The 15,835-nt window shown below is 70.4% G+C and carries 13 protein-coding genes, 1 tRNA gene and 1 pseudogene; 6 read left to right on the top strand and 9 right to left on the bottom strand.

The window, feature by feature from the left end; translation table 11 throughout:
• Positions 1–633: carboxyl transferase domain-containing protein (locus ABH925_RS06350; protein WP_370145983.1), on the top strand; the 633-nt coding region annotated here is incomplete at its 5' end.
• A gap of 36 nt (positions 634–669) precedes the next feature.
• Complete coding sequence (locus tag ABH925_RS06355; RefSeq protein WP_370145986.1) at positions 670–936, top strand: acyl-CoA carboxylase epsilon subunit; 267 nt, start codon at positions 670–672, stop codon at positions 934–936.
• A 135-nt stretch (positions 937–1,071) separates the two neighbouring features.
• Here ABH925_RS06355 and ABH925_RS06360 read toward each other — a convergent pair whose 3' ends face one another.
• From ABH925_RS06360 to ABH925_RS06370, 3 genes are all read right to left on the bottom strand, one after another.
• A complete protein-coding gene (locus ABH925_RS06360) occupies positions 1,072–2,361 on the bottom strand; it encodes a chitinase (RefSeq protein ID WP_370145988.1) in 1,290 nt (429 codons plus the stop codon).
• Between the two features lie 142 nt (positions 2,362–2,503).
• Positions 2,504–3,397, bottom strand: a complete 894-nt coding sequence (locus ABH925_RS06365; protein WP_370145991.1) for a 1-aminocyclopropane-1-carboxylate deaminase/D-cysteine desulfhydrase — start codon at positions 3,395–3,397, stop codon at positions 2,504–2,506.
• Positions 3,394–4,488, bottom strand: a complete 1,095-nt coding sequence (locus ABH925_RS06370) for an LLM class flavin-dependent oxidoreductase (protein WP_370145994.1) — start codon at positions 4,486–4,488, stop codon at positions 3,394–3,396. Before ABH925_RS06370 ends, ABH925_RS06365 begins: the two co-directional genes overlap by 4 nt.
• 307 nt (positions 4,489–4,795) lie before the next feature.
• On the opposite strand from ABH925_RS06370, the gene ABH925_RS06375 reads away from it, so the two are divergent.
• A tRNA-Lys gene (locus ABH925_RS06375) sits at positions 4,796–4,869 on the top strand.
• Between the two features lie 344 nt (positions 4,870–5,213).
• On the opposite strand, the gene ABH925_RS06380 is transcribed toward ABH925_RS06375, so the two are convergent.
• The 4 genes from ABH925_RS06380 to ABH925_RS06395 form a co-directional block, all read right to left on the bottom strand.
• Positions 5,214–5,807: a hypothetical protein gene (locus ABH925_RS06380; RefSeq protein ID WP_370145996.1), complete on the bottom strand. Its 594-nt coding sequence runs from the start codon at positions 5,805–5,807 to the stop codon at positions 5,214–5,216.
• 671 nt (positions 5,808–6,478) lie between these two features.
• Positions 6,479–6,913 carry a PIN domain-containing protein gene (locus ABH925_RS06385; protein ID WP_370145999.1) on the bottom strand — a complete coding sequence of 145 codons (435 nt, stop codon included), beginning with the start codon at positions 6,911–6,913 and terminating at the stop codon, positions 6,479–6,481.
• A complete protein-coding gene (locus ABH925_RS06390) occupies positions 6,910–7,149 on the bottom strand; it encodes a CopG family transcriptional regulator (protein ID WP_370146001.1) in 240 nt (79 codons plus the stop codon). The genes ABH925_RS06385 and ABH925_RS06390 overlap by 4 nt, the downstream gene beginning before the upstream one ends.
• Positions 7,150–7,383: 234 nt before the next feature.
• The gene (locus ABH925_RS06395; RefSeq protein ID WP_370146004.1) at positions 7,384–7,845 is read right to left on the bottom strand and encodes an acetyl-CoA carboxylase biotin carboxylase subunit family protein; all 462 of its coding nucleotides are present in this window, start codon (positions 7,843–7,845) and stop codon (positions 7,384–7,386) included.
• Between the two features lie 400 nt (positions 7,846–8,245).
• Between ABH925_RS06395 and ABH925_RS06400 the strand changes: the two genes are divergently transcribed.
• The gene (locus ABH925_RS06400; protein WP_370146007.1) at positions 8,246–9,412 is read left to right on the top strand and encodes a M23 family metallopeptidase; all 1,167 of its coding nucleotides are present in this window, start codon (positions 8,246–8,248) and stop codon (positions 9,410–9,412) included.
• 55 nt (positions 9,413–9,467) lie between these two features.
• Here ABH925_RS06400 and ABH925_RS06405 read toward each other — a convergent pair whose 3' ends face one another.
• Positions 9,468–10,913, bottom strand: a complete 1,446-nt coding sequence (locus ABH925_RS06405; protein WP_370146012.1) for an amidase — start codon at positions 10,911–10,913, stop codon at positions 9,468–9,470.
• A 91-nt stretch (positions 10,914–11,004) separates the two neighbouring features.
• On the bottom strand, positions 11,005–11,550 hold the full coding sequence (locus ABH925_RS06410; RefSeq protein WP_370146013.1) for a hypothetical protein: 546 nt from the start codon (positions 11,548–11,550) through the stop codon (positions 11,005–11,007).
• 84 nt (positions 11,551–11,634) lie between these two features.
• Here ABH925_RS06410 and ABH925_RS06415 point away from each other — a divergent pair.
• Both ABH925_RS06415 and ABH925_RS06420 read left to right on the top strand, forming a co-directional pair.
• Positions 11,635–11,895: pseudogene (locus ABH925_RS06415) on the top strand (hypothetical protein); the annotation flags it as partial.
• Positions 11,896–12,239: 344 nt separating this feature from the next.
• Entirely contained in the window at positions 12,240–15,689 is a 3,450-nt protein-coding gene (locus ABH925_RS06420) for a S8 family serine peptidase (protein ID WP_370146014.1), read from the top strand.
• Positions 15,690–15,835: the final 146 nt, after the last annotated feature.

The raw sequence follows: 15,835 nt of genomic DNA on the forward strand, positions 1-15,835 counted from the left end.
ACGAATGTGATCTGTGCGTTGACGCGGTTGGACGGTCAGGTGGTGGGGGTTGTGGCGAATCAGCCGCAGTCGTTGGCGGGGGTGCTGGACATCCACGCGTCGGAGAAGGCGGCGCGGTTTGTGCAGATGTGTGACGCGTTCAATATTCCGTTGGTGACGATGCTGGATGTGCCGGGGTTCCTGCCGGGGGTGGATCAGGAGCACGGGGGGATCATCCGGCACGGGGCGAAGCTGTTGTACGCGTACTGCAACGCGACGGTGCCGCGGATTCAGTTGATTCTGCGGAAGGCGTACGGGGGGGCGTACATCGTGATGGATTCGCGCAGTGTGGGGGCGGATCTGTCGTATGCGTGGCCGACGAACGAGATCGCGGTGATGGGGGCGGAGGGTGCGGCGAATGTGATCTTCCGGCGTCAGATCGCGGAGGCGCCGGATCCGGAGGTGATGCGGGCGCAGATGGTGAAGCAGTACAAGGACGAGTTGATGCATCCGTACTACGCGGCTGAGCGGGGTCTGGTCGATGACGTGATCGATCCGGCGGCCACCCGGTACACGCTGATCCGGGCGTTGCAGATGCTGCGGACCAAGCATGCCGATCTTCCCGCGCGCAAGCACGGCAACCCGCCCCAGTAACACGGCAACCCGCCCCAGTAACCGGAGGCAGCAGACATGACCACCGTCCTCGAACCCACGACTACCACCGACACCACCACCGATGCCGCGCCGACCGATGCCGCCGCCGGGACCGCCGCCGTGGTCCGGGTCGTCAAGGGCCACCTCGCCGCCGAGGAACTCGCCGCCCTGACCGCCGTCCTCCTCGCCCGAGCCGCCAACCAGCCGGGTTCCGGGGGCTTCGGCAAGGCGCAGGATCTGGCCCGCTGGCAGCGCCCCGAGCGCCGGATCGGCTACAACTCGCCGGTCAGCTGGCACAGCTGAGGACCGCCCAAGCCGACGGCCGACGCTGAGGAGCGCGGAGCGCTGCTGTCCAGCAGCACTCCGCGCCCGTCCCACGTACCGTCAGTTCGCGCCCGTCAGCGCATACCTGTCAGTGCAGATGTGTCAACCGGCGTGTCAGCAGGCACCGTTGTCGGTCCACACCCCGGCCGGGCCGCCAGGGATGTCGTTCTCGGTCCACCACTTGGCGGTCCACTGGTGGCCGTTGTAGCTGACGACCGCACCGCCGTTGTAGGCGACACCGGAGGTCCACGGCGCGGCCGTGCAACTGCCGCCCGTGCCACCGCCGGTGCCACCGCCGGTTCCGCCACCCGTGCCGCCGGTCGGCGGCGTGGTGGTGGGCGGGGTGGTCGGCGGCGTCGCCCCGGCGAACTGCACGCTGAACTTGGTGAAGTCCCACGGCTGTTGCGTCACGCTGCTGCAGGTCCCGGACGTCTGGCCGTTGTTGTCCGGCGGGGTGCACTGCCGGTCGCGGTTCACTGACCAGTTGGTGTAGCGGGCCAGGCCGTTGCTGGTCGCGAAGTTCAGCACCGACTGGAAGTCCGACTGGTAGAAGTACTCGCCGCTGTCACTGCGCCCGTTCATCATGGAGATGCCCTCGTGGGCGTACGCGGTCGCCGAGCTCCAGCCGAAGGTGTTCATCAAGAGCGTGTTGAACGCCTGCAGTGCCGAGATCTGCGAGGCCGCCCCGCTGAAGCCGCCGTCGAACGGCATGATGGAGAAGTTGTTCGGCGTGAAGCCGTCCGTCTTCGCCTGGTTGAGCATCTGCTGGCCGAACCAGCCGGTGCCGGCGGCGGTCCCGGGCGTGGTCACCGAGACGTACAGGCCCGGGTTGTTCTGCTGCAGGATCTGCGCCGCGCCGATCTCGTTGGCGACTGCGGCGGTGTTCTCGTACTCCGGCTCCTCCAGGTCGAAGTCGATCGCGTGCAGCGAGTACTTGTCGATGACCTGCTGGTACGCGGCGGCAGTTGCGGCCGGGGTGCCGCAGGTCTGGCCGAGCTTGGTGCCGCCGTAGCCGCCGATGGAGACCGAGACGTCGCCGCCGGCCGCGCGGATGGAGTCGATGGTCGAGGCGACCGCGGTGTCGCTGGACACCGGTGCGGTCCCGCCCCAGGTCGGGCTGCAGCCACCGCCGTTGGGGGCGAGTACGAAGGCCAGCTGGAAGGCCTTGAGGCCGGTTGCCGCCATGACGTCGGTCGGGTTCGGCGGGTTGTTGTCGAGCGGCATCAGATACGGGGCGGCGGCGTACCAGTTGCTGCCGAGGGCGGCGGTGGTGGTGACGCCGGAACTGTTGGTGCCGGTGACGCCTGCCTGGGCGCTGCCGCCGATCGTGGCGACGAGCCCGGCGGCGGCGAGGCCGCCCGCCGCTATAGCCGCCAGGGCGCGGGAGTGGGTTGTGCGGAACACCTGGGACTCCTCGTGGGGGAGAGGAAGGTAGAGGTCTGTACCAGTGCCCAGAGTGCTTGAGATGTCCACAGTGCGTCAATAGGATGGACTAGACCTAGGACTAGACCAATTCCGCTGCCGCTTCCTCCTCCGCGCGTCCCGTTCAGCCCGCGAGCACCACCGCCACCGTCGTCCCCGGCGCGAAGTCTCCGGCGCCCAGTCCGGCGTAGACGCCAAACAGGGTCTTGGCCTCGTAGCTGAGGTCCAGTGAGATGCCGTGCCGGGAGCGGAAGTCGGCGGCGAAGGCGGTCAGCTCCGGCGTCGTGCGTCCGTACCCGCCGAAGCAGAAGCCGTCCTCGATACGCCAGTTGGGGGTACAGCCGCCGAAGGCCCGCTGCTGCAGCGCCTCGGTCTCGGTGTCGAGTGGGGCGTGTGTCAGTGCGGCGAAGCCCACCGCGCGCTGCCCGGTGCCGAGACCGGCGGCCAGACCGGCCAGGGTGCCGCCGGTGCCGACCGAGCAGCAGACCAGATCCGCGCCGCTGTCCGCCAGCTCCCGGCCCAGGGCCACGCATCCGCGTACCCCGAGGGCGTTGCTCCCGCCCTCGGGGACGACCAGCGCGACGCCGTGCCGCCGGAGCAGCGAGTCCAGAACGGCCTCGGACATCCGGGCCCGCCAGGTGGTCCGGTCGAGGAAGTCGAGCTCCATGCCCCAGGCCGCGGCCTGGGCCAGTGAGGGATTCAGCGGGCGGTCCCGCAGCTCGTCGCCGCGTACCACGCCGATCGTGCGCAGGCCGGCCTCCCGTCCGGCGGCGGCGGTCGCGCGGAGGTGGTTGGAGTACGCGCCGCCGAAGGTCAGCACCGCGTCCTGCCCGGCCGCCCGGGCGGCGGCCAGGTTCGGCAGCAGCTTGCGCCACTTGTTGCCGGGCACGGTGGGGTGCAGCAGGTCGTCGCGCTTCAGCAGCAGCCGCACCCCGGCCTCCTGCAGCCGATCGTCCGTCAGCTCCTGAACGGGGGAGCCGGGGGAGGCAGGAGAGCCAGAGCGGGAGAGCAGGGTCACCCCAGCAGTCCGTAGGCCTGCGCGATGAGCTGGTACGAGCGGTGCCGGGCCTCGTGGCCGTGGATGTTGCTGGTGATCATGAGCTCGTCGGCTCCGGTGCGCTTGCGCAGGTCGTTCAGCCCCACCCGGACCTGCTCCGGCTCGCCGAGGACAACGTTGGCCAGCCAGGCGTCGACGAACTCGCGCTCCGGGGCGGTGTAGGGGTGCGTCTCCGCCTCCTCCGGTGTCGGCACCAGGCCCGGCACCCCGCGCCGCAGCCGCAGCATCGCCAGTGCGCCCGACCCCGCCAGCCGCCGCGCCTGCTCCGCCGTGTCGGCGGCGACCGCACCCACGCCGATCAGCGTGTACGGCTCGGACAGCACGGCGGAGGGCCGGAACGACTCCCGGTACAGGTCGAGCGCCGGGACGGTGTTGCCCGCGCTGAAATGGTGCGCGAAGGCGAACGGCAGGCCGAGCCGCCCGGCCAGCTGCGCGCTGAACCCGGACGACCCCAGCAGCCAGACCGGCGGCCGCCCGCCCCCGGGCACACTGGCCTCACCCGGGACCGCCCGCAGCCGCTGGTACGGGTGGCCCGCCGGGAAGTCGGCGTCCAGGAACCGGGTCAGCTCGCTGAGCTGCTGCGGGAACTCCTCGGCGGTCTCGTCCAGGACGCCGCGCCGCAGCGCGCGTGCGGTCGCCGGGTCGGTGCCGGGGGCCCGGCCGAGGCCGAGGTCGATCCGCCCGGGGTGCAGCGCGTGCAGGGTGCCGAACTGCTCGGCTATCACCAGCGGCGCGTGGTTGGGCAGCATCACCCCGCCCGAGCCGAGCCGGATGGTGCGGGTGGCGGCGGCCAGGTGCGCCAGCAGCACCGCCGGCGCGGAGCTGGCGACGCCGGGCATCCCGTGATGCTCGGCCACCCAGAAGCGGTGGTAGCCCCACTCCTCCGCCTTGCGGGCCAGCTCGGTCGTTGCGGCCAGCGCCTGGCTCGGGGTGTAGCCCTGCCCCACGGTGGCCAGGTCGAGGATCGACAGCGGCGTCTCCGCGCTCCCGCGCGCCCGCCCGGGGATCTGTGCGGCGAGCGGGGGGACGGCGGTCGGGTCGAGGTGGCTCACGGCGGTGCTCCCACGGGTACGGCTGCGGCTGGGCGGGTCTGGTGCTCTTCTGGGCTGGGCTGGCTGGGCGGTGCTGGTCCAGGCCGGCCCTGGCACGGTCGCGTCCAGGGCTGGGCCGTCCCGCGTCGGCGTGGAACACCCCGACAGGCCTGCCAACCGCCCCCCGCCCCGATCTGTTCCCGCCCGCTCCCCTCCCCCCCGTTCCCCCGGTGCCCCGTTCACCCGGGGATGGTCATCAGCACCCTCGCAGGTCAGGTAGAATTTCAGTCGTGCCCAGGCAAGAGCGCAAGCAACAGTCGGGCACCATGCGCCGCTAGCTCAGTTGGTTAGAGCAGCTGACTCTTAATCAGCGGGTCCGGGGTTCGAGTCCCTGGCGGCGCACATTCCAAAGGTAGTTCGACCAGGGCTTTCTCGCTGCGGCGGGGAGGCCCTGGTCGTTTTTGCGCCCGTGGCGGGAGCGCGGGTGCAAGATCGTTTCGTGGTGCCCCTGTCCGAGCCGGCTTCAGCCGCTCGGTCTGCCTCAAGTGCGGGCTCTGGCTTGTTGAAGGGGCGAAGGCGGCTGCTGCCTGGTATGGATGGCGGGTTCCGTCGCAGCTGATCTGGTCCGGCCGCTGTTTCTGGCTCGACCACACCATCGGCGCCTGGATGATCACCCCCACCCCATGACGAAGAGGGCTCCCCGGCCCACGGCTGGGCAGCCCCCTCTCAAGATCTTCAGAACATTCTTAGCGTCGGGATGAGGGCTGGTAGTACAGGCTGAAAGAGGATGTGCCCTGGTACCACGGGCCGCCCGGCTGGCAGGAGGGGATCGAGAAGCCCTCGTAGCCGAAGTAGCTGCCGTTGCTGGACAGGGCGGAGAAGCTGGTGGAGATCTCCACGGTCTTGGTCTGGTGGGCTGCAAAGGTGCCCATCGGGAGTTCGCTGGTGTCCCAGTAAGGCGCGTTGACGTTGTGCCGGCCTCGGTGGAAGGTGAAGTGGATCAGCTTCCACGGCCCGTGGTCGACGCGCCACCACACCGTAGGGGTGCCACTGACATGGCCTGTACCCGCGTCGGCGTATGCGAGCTGCAAGTAGAACAAGGTGTTGTAGCGGGTTGTGGACTGCGTGTTGTGCACAGGCGCGAAGATGTCGATCTTCTGGCCGGCTCTGCGGGCGGTCGGAAGGGGGTTGAGGCTTTGATTGGGAGCCGCAAGGCTGTGGTCCGAGCAACTGGAGGCGGGGGTCTGCTGGTTGCGCGCCGCTGCCCCGGCGCCGCTGGGCATGAGTGCGAGGACGATTGCCGCGGCGCTGGCTGCGATACCGAGACGTACATGCTTCATCGTGGACCCCGCGTGAATTCGCTCGGTTGATTCGGTGTGATCCTAGCGATGCACGGGTCGGCAGCCGACGCAGGGCCCTCCTGGGTAACTCTTTGTCATCCTGACTGATCGTCAGGATGAGCCGGCGGTCGCCGACTGGGTACAGTCAGACGCGGGTGCTTCCGGCGAGATAGGCACACGGCGTCTCGGTGCTCTGGATTGCCCTCGGCTACCTACTGTGAGCGATCCATCTGGCGTCTGGGCTCCCACCGCGCCGGGGAACGGCGGGAGCAGGCGACCCTAGTGGTTAAGGGGGTGTAGTAGCCCTGGATGTCGGCGATCAGGATGGTGTCGGTGCGGCCGTAGCGGTGGACCTTGACGCGGCGCCAGTCCAGTAGTTGAGGGAGGTCGGCCGCGATGCCCAGGCGTGGTTCGCTGGTCCGCGGGCGGCCCTTCTTCCCCGTGCGCGGGGGTGGGAGTTCGTGGAGCGCGGAGGTGTTCGCCGGTGTAGGCGGCGTCGCCGACGGTGTGCACGGCGTGGTCGGGGAAGTGGGCGGCGACGAGTTCGGGCGTCTCGCGGGCCAAGGCGATCTTCCCCGTGTGGCGCGGTCGCCACAGTCGGTCTCCCTGTGATCATTTTTGGCCACTCGTAAGGTCTGTCCGGGGCCGCTGGGCGACGGGGTCGCACAGGGTTACAGGTCGTCGGGCAGTAGCCGAAATCCGTGCTTCCCAGTCAATGGCGTGATGGCGCGGAAGTCCCGGCGGTCGAGGGTGAGGATGGCCTCGGTCTCGAACTGCTCGGCGAGGAGGACGTTTACGGCGTCGGCCAGGTCGAGTCGCAGGGCCGCGTAGCGGTCCTGGATCTTGCGGGCTTTGCGCAAGGTGGCGGCAGGCAATTCGGGCACTGCTACTCGTCCGGTCTGCTCCTGGTGCAGTAGCCAGTCGTTGACTGCGAGTGCCGCTTTCCGGCCGACGTTCCTTGTCGTGATGTGCTCGATCTCCAGCAGTACCAATGGGGATACGACGGTGAGGGCGGCCTTCCGCAAGGCAGTACGGGCGGCCTCGTGCTCGGGGTCTGAGATGTTGAGGGCGGCCACCAGACCGGAGGTGTCGCCGATGATGATCACTCCGGGTTCGCCGCCGCGTCGCTCACGGCCTGATGGATCTCCACGTCGCTGACCGGGTGCCCAAAGTCGAGAAGCGGGATGTCCCAGTCGTCGTCCCAGCGGCGGGTTCGCAGCGCGGCGATGTGGAATGCCTCGCGGAAGTATTCCGACTCGGGCCGGGCCTCGCGTGCTGCGGCTTCCTTGATGAGTGCGAGATCATCTTCGTCCACCATGACGGTGGTCTTCTTCAGAGCCATAGGGTTATGGTACCTCCACCATATCCGTCGTGGGAAACGGTCCGAGCCCGTTCGTCAGGGCCGGTCTGTGAAGCCCTGCTGATGTGGACGACTACGCCCCCGGGCCTGCAGTGGCGCAGTCTGCCGATCGAGGCTGGCAGCGGCCGATGGTGGGAGCGTGGTGGGAGCAGTCCGTCCAGCGGCGTGTAGAGCGGTGTCTTGCCGGCCTCGTGCGCCCGGAAGAGCGGCTCCGCCTCACTGCCGTCGCCGCCGCCCGCGCACGAACGGCGTGCCCTGCGGCAGCGGCTTGTCGTGGATCGCGATCGAGTGCGTCACGCCGTCGACGATCAGCGATTCCACGCTGATCTCGGTACCTCCGACGAACTCCTCGATCAGGATGCCGCCGTCGTAACGGCTCCGGGTCTGCTCGTGCAGCGGGTCGAAGGTGAACCCCTCCCAGGCACCCCGCTGGATCTCCGGAAACGCTGCGGCCAACTCCCCCGCGTCGTGGATCTTCTGCACGAACATGCTGTGACAGCCGATGACCGGTTTGATGATCACCGGGTAGCCGAACCGCTCCGCTTGTTCGGCGGCCTGCCGGACGTCGTTGACCAGAGCGAACTTCGGCTGGGGCACGTCCCCGGCCGCGGCGAACGCGCTGCGCATCGCGAACTTGTCCCGGGCGGTGTAGGCGGTCTGCTCGCTGACCGACGGCACGCCCAGCCGGGCGGCGATCGCGGCGGCGGTCGGAACGCAGAACTCGCTGAGGGTGATGACGCCGCTGACCGGCTCTCTTGTGTACGAGCAGGATGCTCACGTGTATCGCTCTCCCGTCGATCATGCAGGCTGGAGAAGCCGCCGCCTTCGTGGCTCCGCGGCGAGTGAAACGAAGGGCCCCGTATCCGAGTCGTGGAACCCGGGTCGAACCGTCGTTTGAATCATTGCCGGGATGCATTCCTCGCGGTAGCGAAAGGTTGTGGAGGCCGGGCTTAAGCAAACCTTGAGGCTGCGGCGGAGGTCGCGGCCCGTCGTGGGCGGCTCGTGGCAGAATCCCCGGCACCGGCGGCCCCGGCCCCGGCCGGGGCGGACGACGCCATGGACTCGGAGGACAGACAGCATGCGCGGGCCTGACCGCCGCGGTGAGATCGCCGCACTGTACGCGTTCCTGTGCGCGGACCCGGACGACTGGAGCGAACTCGCGCCCCTGGCCGTGGAGCTGAGCGGCCATGACCGGCTGCGCCGGATCGTGGACGCCACCCGGGAGCGGCTCGGCGGTATCGACGAGGTGCGTGACTCCCCCGGGGGACTCCTCGTCTGCGGGCCGTCCGGGCAGGTCCTGGCCTGGGCGCAGGTCGATTCCGCCGGGGTGCTGGTGGGCCTGATGATCGCCCGGGGTGATCAGGGGTACGGACGCAGCGAACGGTGGCGCCGCCGGCTGGCGGTGGCAGTCTTCGGCGCCCTGTGCTGCTACTGGATCGACCTGTGCTGGGATGCCGCGAGCGTCACCGGATGGATCGGCTCGCTCCTCCTCGTCGCGTCCGGCTATGTGCTGCTCGAGGGCTACTCCTTCCTCACCGAGGAGCCGTGGTGGATCCGCCGCCCGGTCGAAGCGGCGGGCCTGGTCGCGCTCGGGTCGGCGTGCCGGCTGCCCGGACTGGACGTCGGCAACGGTGCCGCCGACGTGGCTGCCGGCGGGGCGATGCTGTGCCTGACGACGGGGGCGCTGCTCTGGTCCCGGCGGCACCGGTGGGGCGTCGCCGTGACAGCGCCGATCCGGTTCCCGCTGCGCGGGAACTGGTACGTCGGCCAGGGCGGCGGACGCCTGCTCAACCACCACTTCGGGGTGCCGGAGCAGCGCGGCGCCCTGGACATCGTGCGGGTGGGCGCCGCCGGCAGCCGGCGCGGGGCCGTCGACCGCCTCGACTCCTACCTCGCCTACGGGGCCAAGGTGTACGCCCCCTGCGACGGGCGGGTCGTCTCCGCGGTCGACGGCGTGGAGGACCAGGTTCCGGGCGTGATCCGGTACGGGCCGCTCTACGGCAACCACGTCTTCATCGACACGGGCGCCGAGACGGTCAAGCTCGCCCATCTGCGGCCCGGAACCGTCGCGGTGACCCCGGGTCAGTCGGTCCGCACCGGGGACCTGCTCGGCGAGGTCGGCAACTCCGGCAACACCACCGAACCGCACCTGCACATCCACGCCGAACGCGAGGGCGTCGGGCTGGACCTGCAATTCGCCGACGTCCGGGGCAGCCTGCACCGCGGCCGTACCGTCCACGCCTGACCAGCGGGCCCAGGCCCGGGCCCTGCCGGCCACGCCCCGAACCGTGCCCCAGGGCTCACACCCCGGCTACGCCACCTGTTGCCAGACGGCTCGCCAGCAGGCCGGCCAGATGCGCGAGAGTGCGGTCGGACAGATGGGGCCCGATCAGCTGGAGACCGAGGGGTAGACCGTCCGAGGTGCTGGTGAGGGGGACGGAGGCCGCCGGCAGGCGGACGAGGCTTGCCAGGTTGAGCCAGGTGGTCTGCTCCCAGTACCCGCGGCGCTCACCGTCCACGGTGATGAACCGCTGGGGCAGGGGCGAGCCGGTCTGATCGGGCACGGCAACCGTCGGGGCCGCAGGGGTGACCAGGACGTCGACCTCGTCGAAGTAGGCGTTCCACTGCCCCCGCAGGCGTTCGCGCTCCTCGTTGGCCAGCAGCCATTCCCGGTGGGTCATGGTGCGGGCCCTGAGGTATGTCGCGTACGGAGAGCGGTCGTCGGGTGCCAGGTCCTGGGCGGCGGCAAGGTCGGCGGCGAATGCTTCGGCGGACGCGCCGGCGGCGGAACCGGCGAACATCAGCGATTGGAAGAGGCGGTCGGATTCGGCCATGCTGACCGGCCGGGCCGTGTCATTGACACCGGCACCGCTGTCGCGCAGCGCCTGGGACACCTGCTCGACCAGAGCGCGGGTCTCGGCGCTCACCCTGCAGTACGGGTCGTCTGCCCAGATCCCGAAGCGGTGGTCGCCCAGCTGTCGATGACGGGGAGCGGGCAGCTCCGGTCGCCCTGCGGCGCCGTCGCCGTACGACGGACCTGCCAGCACGCCGAGGGCGAGTTCGAGGTCGGCGGCGCTGCGTGCGACAGGACCGAGGGCCATCATGTCCGACGTCGTGAGCCAGCCGGGCGGGCGGGGAATGTGTCCTCGGGTCGGCACGATGCCGTAGCTGGTACGCAGGCTGTAGACGCCGCAGTAGTGGCCCGGCAGGCGCAGCGAGCCGGCAAGGTCACTGCCGAGGTCCAGGGCACTCAGGTGAGCCGCCACGGCGGCAGCCGCTCCGCCCGACGAGCCACCGGCCGTACGGTCCGGTGCGTGCGGGTTCGGTGTGGTGCCGAACAGGGGGTTGCCGGTCTGGATGTCCTGGCACATCGACGACGTGTTGGTCTTGCCGAGGATGACCGCGCCGGCATCACGCAGTCGCGCCACGGCATCGGCGTCACGTTCGGGCACATGTCCGGCCAGATCCGTCGCCCCGCACGTGGTGCGCAGCCCTGCTGTCTCCAGCGAGTCCTTGACGGTGATCGGGAGCCCGAGCAGCGCCCCACCCGGACGACCGCCTGCCCGCAGCCTGTCTGCGGCTGCGGCTGCGGCCAGCGCACCCTCGCGGTCGACGGTGACCACTGCGTTGGCTTCCGGATGACGGTCGATGCGCGCCAGGTGCGCGGTGGTCAGTTCGAGGCTGGAGACATCTCCTTGCTCCATGGCCTGCAGTTGCTCGCTCGCGGAGCGGTCCGTGATGTCCATGTGGATGCATTTCCCTTCTCACAGCGTGCGCGTCGATCCGCCGTGCCCTCGGCGCGGGTGCGTCCGCCGCAGCACCACGCGCCGAGGGTCGTCAGGCGTGCAGGTTCAGCGACGAACTGGAGAACCGGGCCTGCGTGATATAGGCCCCCGGGTCTTCCCGTCCGGACTTCGCCAGCATCGAATACCCGTAAGGCGCATTGGGGAACAGGTAGTAGGCACCGAGGCGGGCACTCTTCGTGAACGTGATCCGCACGGAGACGTGCGCCCAGAAGCCCGGCCGGTAGACCAGCCGCGATTTCGACGGAATCTGCAGGTAGTAGCTGCCGTTGCCCCAGCTGCCCGAGGTCGGCTCCCACTTGTTGGTCACCGGATCGAGCCAGTCCACCCGCACCCCGCCGGTGCGCGAGAGACTGATCCCGTCGTCCAGCACCTGGATGCTGTCCGGCGACCGCTCCATGTACCACATGGTCACGGTGATCGATGTCCCGCGCTTCACGTGTGCCGGAACACCGTTGATCGCCTCGTAGAGACTGCCGATGTCGCGGGGCTGCGCGCCGGCGGCGTGCGTCGCCGCTGCTGCGGTGCCGGCCCCCGCGCCCAGACCGGCCAACAAGCCGACGGCGGCGACGAGCCCCACGCTGCGGCGCAGGGCACTGTGAATCCGCACGATCCCTCCCTCTTGATCGAACCTCGACCCGGCGCAGTCTAGGCGCCTCCGCGCAACGCCGAGGCGGTGCCCGTCGAGGAAGCCGAGCTCCGCGGCATGGCCCTGGAGCAGTCGCCGGTCGGTGTCGGCACCACCGAAGCAGCGCGGCGTGAGCTGAGCGAACGCACTGTGGTGGATGTCGTGCGCGCCGAGGCTGCCGAGCGACTGGAGGCTGCAGCGCGGTTGACCACGCCCGCGCACGCTGAACGAGCCGCGCGGCTCCGCGCGGAGGCCGCCGTGCTGCTTCGCCTTCTCGACGGTCCCGGTACCGCATAGGGCACGGCGTCCCGTCGCATCCGAAGCGATGCAGGAGCAGGGCTGGGAACAGCTCCTGTGTCGTGCCGCGTGTCCGCAGTGTCGACATGTGTCAACGCCCTTTCCTTCCAGTCGACTTACCGACCGGGGGGAGGCGACCCCCGCCGATGAGCGGGGTTGTGGTGGAGGTCCTGTGTGCGCTGGAATACGGGGGCTTGTCGGGACGGGTGTTTCAGAGGCGTTCATGTGTCCGTATTGGCACGTGTGGGTCTGGTATGCCCCCTGACGTCTGATCAGACGAAGGGAAGTTCATGACCGAGTGGCGCAGACTACAGTTCGCCGCTGTCACGCTCACTGCCGCATCCGTGGTTCTCAGCCTCGGGACCTCGGCCAACGGTGCTCCGCTGCTCTCCTCACCGAGTGCCTCGACGCTCTCGGCCAGTGGTGCGCCGGTACCGGTGATCGTGCTGCTCAGGGACCAGATACCCAGTGCCCCGGCCACCGCCGGGCATCTGGCCGCACGCAGGCAGCAGACCGCCGCGGCGCAGGCCCCGCTGATCGCGGAGGTGAAGCGTAACGGCGGCACCGACATCAAGAGCTTCGTCGTCGGCAACGCCTTCTCCGCGAAGGTCAGCCCGGCGCTCCGGGCCGCCCTCGCGGCCGACCCGGCGGTCGCCTCCGTGGTCCTCGACGAGACCGTCTCGGTGACCCCGCCGACGCCCCCGGCCGACAGCACCGCCGCGGCCCGCGGCAAGAACTCCGCCGGGACGGCTCCCAGGAGCGCGCAGTCCTCCAGGGCGGCCAACGCCGCCGTGCCGCCCGCCGAGCAGAACGCCACCAACACGGTCTGCCCGAGCGACCCGGCGAAGCCGCTGCTGGAGCCCGAGGCGCTGTACTCGACGCACACGGCGAGCTCCCCGGGTTCCCCGGGCGCCGGCCAGCTGGCCGACGGCACCGGCGTCAAGGTCGCCTACATCGCGGACGGCCTGGACGTGAACAACCCGGACTTCGTCCGGGCCAACGGCACCCACGCGATCGTGGACCACCAGGACTTCTCCGGCGACGGCTGGGACACGCCCAGCGGTGCGGCCGAGGCCTTCGGTGACGCGTCCGCGATGATCGCGCAGGGCCGCCAGGTCTACGACGTCTCCAAGTTCGTCAACGCGAGCCGCGGGCTCCCGGCGGGCTGCAACATCCGCATCCAGGGCATCGCGCCCGGCGCCTCGCTGGTGGCCCTGAAGGCCGGCGGCAACCTGTTCCCCAACTCGGCGATCCTGCAGGCCATCGACTACGCGGTCTCGGTCGCCCATGTCGACGTGCTGAACGAGTCGTTCGGCAGCAACGTGGTCCCGGACAGCGGCGCGCACGACACCATCTCGCTCTTCAACGACGAGGCGGTCGCGGCGGGCGTCACGGTCACGGTGTCCAGCGGTGACGCCGGCGTCAACGGCACCATCGGCACCCCGTCGACCGACCCCAAGATCATCTCGGTCGGGGCCTCGACGGACAACCAGAACTACCAGCAGACCGGTTACGGCGCCGCGGGCTTCTCGAACGGCACCTGGGCGGACAACCGGATCTCGGCCCTCTCCTCCGGCGGTGTCACGCAGGGCGGAAAGACCGTCGACCTGGTGGCTCCCGGTGAGTCCGACTGGGCGCTCTGCACGCCGGACACCTCCAAGTACACCGAGTGCACCAACTACAACGGTGGCGCGGCCTCGATCCAGTCGTTCGGCGGGACCAGCCAGGCCGCCCCGCTGACGGCCGGTGCCGCCGCGGTGGTGATCGAGGCGTACCGCAACGGACACCACGGCGCCTCGCCGACCCCGGCCGTGGTCAAGGCCCTGCTGACCGGAACCGCCCAGGACCTCGGCCTGCCGGCCACGGAGCAGGGCGCGGGTCTGCTGAACGTGCGTGCGGCCGCCGAGGCCGCCGAGGGCTACCAGGCGGGCACGGGCGCCGCCGCGAGCGGGACCGTTGCGGTCACCTCCGGCCAGGTCGACATCACCGGTCACCCGGGTTCGACCCACACCGCGGACGTCACCGTCGCCAACACCAGCAGCAAGCCGCAGACCGTCAGCGGCGGCACCAGGACCTTCGTCCCGCTGTCGGACGCCCAGCAGACGGTGGCGCTGAACTCGACCACCGACCCGACCTTCCCCTATGCCACCAACGGCGCCCCCTGGGTGTCGCACAAGGTGACCTTCACCGTCCCGTCCGGCGCCGACCGGCTGGCCGCGTCGATCGCCTGGCAGGGCGCGCCGCAGCAGAACGGCGACACCACGGTCACCCCGGTGGTCCGGGTGACGCTGCTCGACCCGTCGGGCCGCTACGAGACCAACAGCCGTCCGCAGGGTGGCCCGGTCTCGCCGAACTTCGGCGTGGTGGACGTCCCGAGCCCGGTCGCGGGCACCTGGACGGCGGTCCTCTACACCCCGGCGGGTACGGCCGGATTCACCGGTCCGGTCTCGCTGGACACCGCCACCCAGCGCGCGGTGCCGGCCGGCGGGGTCAGCCCGCAGGTCACCACGCTGGCCCCGGGCCAGAGCAAGACCCTGCACGTGAAGCTCACCACCCCGGCGACCGGCGGTGACGTCGCCGAGTCGATCACCGTGGCCAGCTCCAACGGCCGCACCACCAGCGTGCCGGTCATCCTGCGCAGCCTGGTGAACGTCTCGAACACCGGCGGCAGCTTCACCGGCTCGATCACCGGCGGCAACGGCCGGGCCTCGTCCCCCGCGCAGAGCTTCACCTACGCGTTCGACGTCCCCAAGGGCAAGCGCGACCTGCGGGTGGGACTGACGCTCGGTCAGGACCCGAACGTGCTGCTGCAGGGCGCGCTGATCAGTCCGAACGGGACCCCGGCGGACATCGAGAGCAACGGCCAGATCAACGGGCAGGGCGTCGTCACCGGCACCGGGCTCGGACTGTCGACCACGGCGGTCAACCCGGCGGCCGGCCGCTGGCGCTTCGTGGTCATCGTGCTCAACCCGGTCAGCGGTGCCGAGCTCAGCCAGTCGTACACCGGGACGGTCGGCTTCGACCAGGACCGGGCCGCCGCGCCCGGCCTGCCCACCAGCGTCCGCACCAAGCTGGCGGCCGGCAAGGCGACCACGGTCACGGTGACCTACACCAACAACACCGCGGCCACCCAGCAGCTGCAGGCGGACGGCCGGCTGACCAAGCTGGTCGACCTGCCGCTGGTGCCGCTGGGCGCCTCGGCGACGGTCGCGCTGCCGCTCAGCCCGACCTCCGCGGTCCCCGGCTACCTGGTGCCGCCCGGCACCACCGCGCTGACCGGCGTGGGCGCCTCCACCACCCCCGCGCAGGTGGAGTTCTCCGGACCGGCCGGTTCGCCGGACCTCTTCGGTGACCTCAAGGCCGCTCAGGGCGGCTCGACCATCTCGGTGGTCACGGACAACGGCAGCGCCTCGCAGCCGATCGTCCCGGGCTTCTGGGGCACCTACGTGCAGCAGATCGGCCCGTTCCCGGCCTCCGGCGCCCCGGCCGGCAGCTCCACCCTGACGGCGAGCGCGCACACCCAGGCGTTCGACCCGGCGTTCAGTTCCAGCACCGGTGACCCGTTCGCCGCCGCCGTGAACGCCACCGGCACGCAGCCGACGCCCGTGGTGGTCCAGCCCGGCGCGACCGGCAGCCTGCAGGTCACCATCACCCCGACCGGGGCGAAGGGCAGCACCGTGCACGGCGTGCTGTACCTGGTCTCCGGCCCGGCCGGTACGGCCACGGCCAACAGCGCGCTGCAGACCACGGGTTCGGTGCTCGCCGCGATCCCGTACAGCTACACCGTGAACTGACGTATCCGCGGTGAACTGACGCACCATCGTTCGACCGGCCGAGGCCGCCCCGTCACCGGGGCGGCCTCGGCTGCGTTCCGGGCGGTCGAGGTGGTCCTCCAGGGCGGGGATGCGGTGGTCGGGGCACTGCCGGCCACGTTTGTCGC

It is taken from the genome of Streptacidiphilus sp. EB129 (assembly GCF_041262645.1).
Classification (GTDB): Bacteria; Actinomycetota; Actinomycetes; order Streptomycetales; family Streptomycetaceae; genus Streptacidiphilus.

Coding starts and splice junctions, on each gene's coding strand:
- ABH925_RS06400 (WP_370146007.1), top strand. CDS start 8,246: ATGCGCGGGCCTGACCGCCGCGGTGAGATCGCCGCACTGTACGCGTTC.
- ABH925_RS06380 (WP_370145996.1), bottom strand. CDS start 5,807: ATGAAGCATGTACGTCTCGGTATCGCAGCCAGCGCCGCGGCAATCGTC.
- ABH925_RS06405 (WP_370146012.1), bottom strand. CDS start 10,913: ATGGACATCACGGACCGCTCCGCGAGCGAGCAACTGCAGGCCATGGAG.
- ABH925_RS06355 (WP_370145986.1), top strand. CDS start 670: ATGACCACCGTCCTCGAACCCACGACTACCACCGACACCACCACCGAT.
- ABH925_RS06390 (WP_370146001.1), bottom strand. CDS start 7,149: ATGGCTCTGAAGAAGACCACCGTCATGGTGGACGAAGATGATCTCGCA.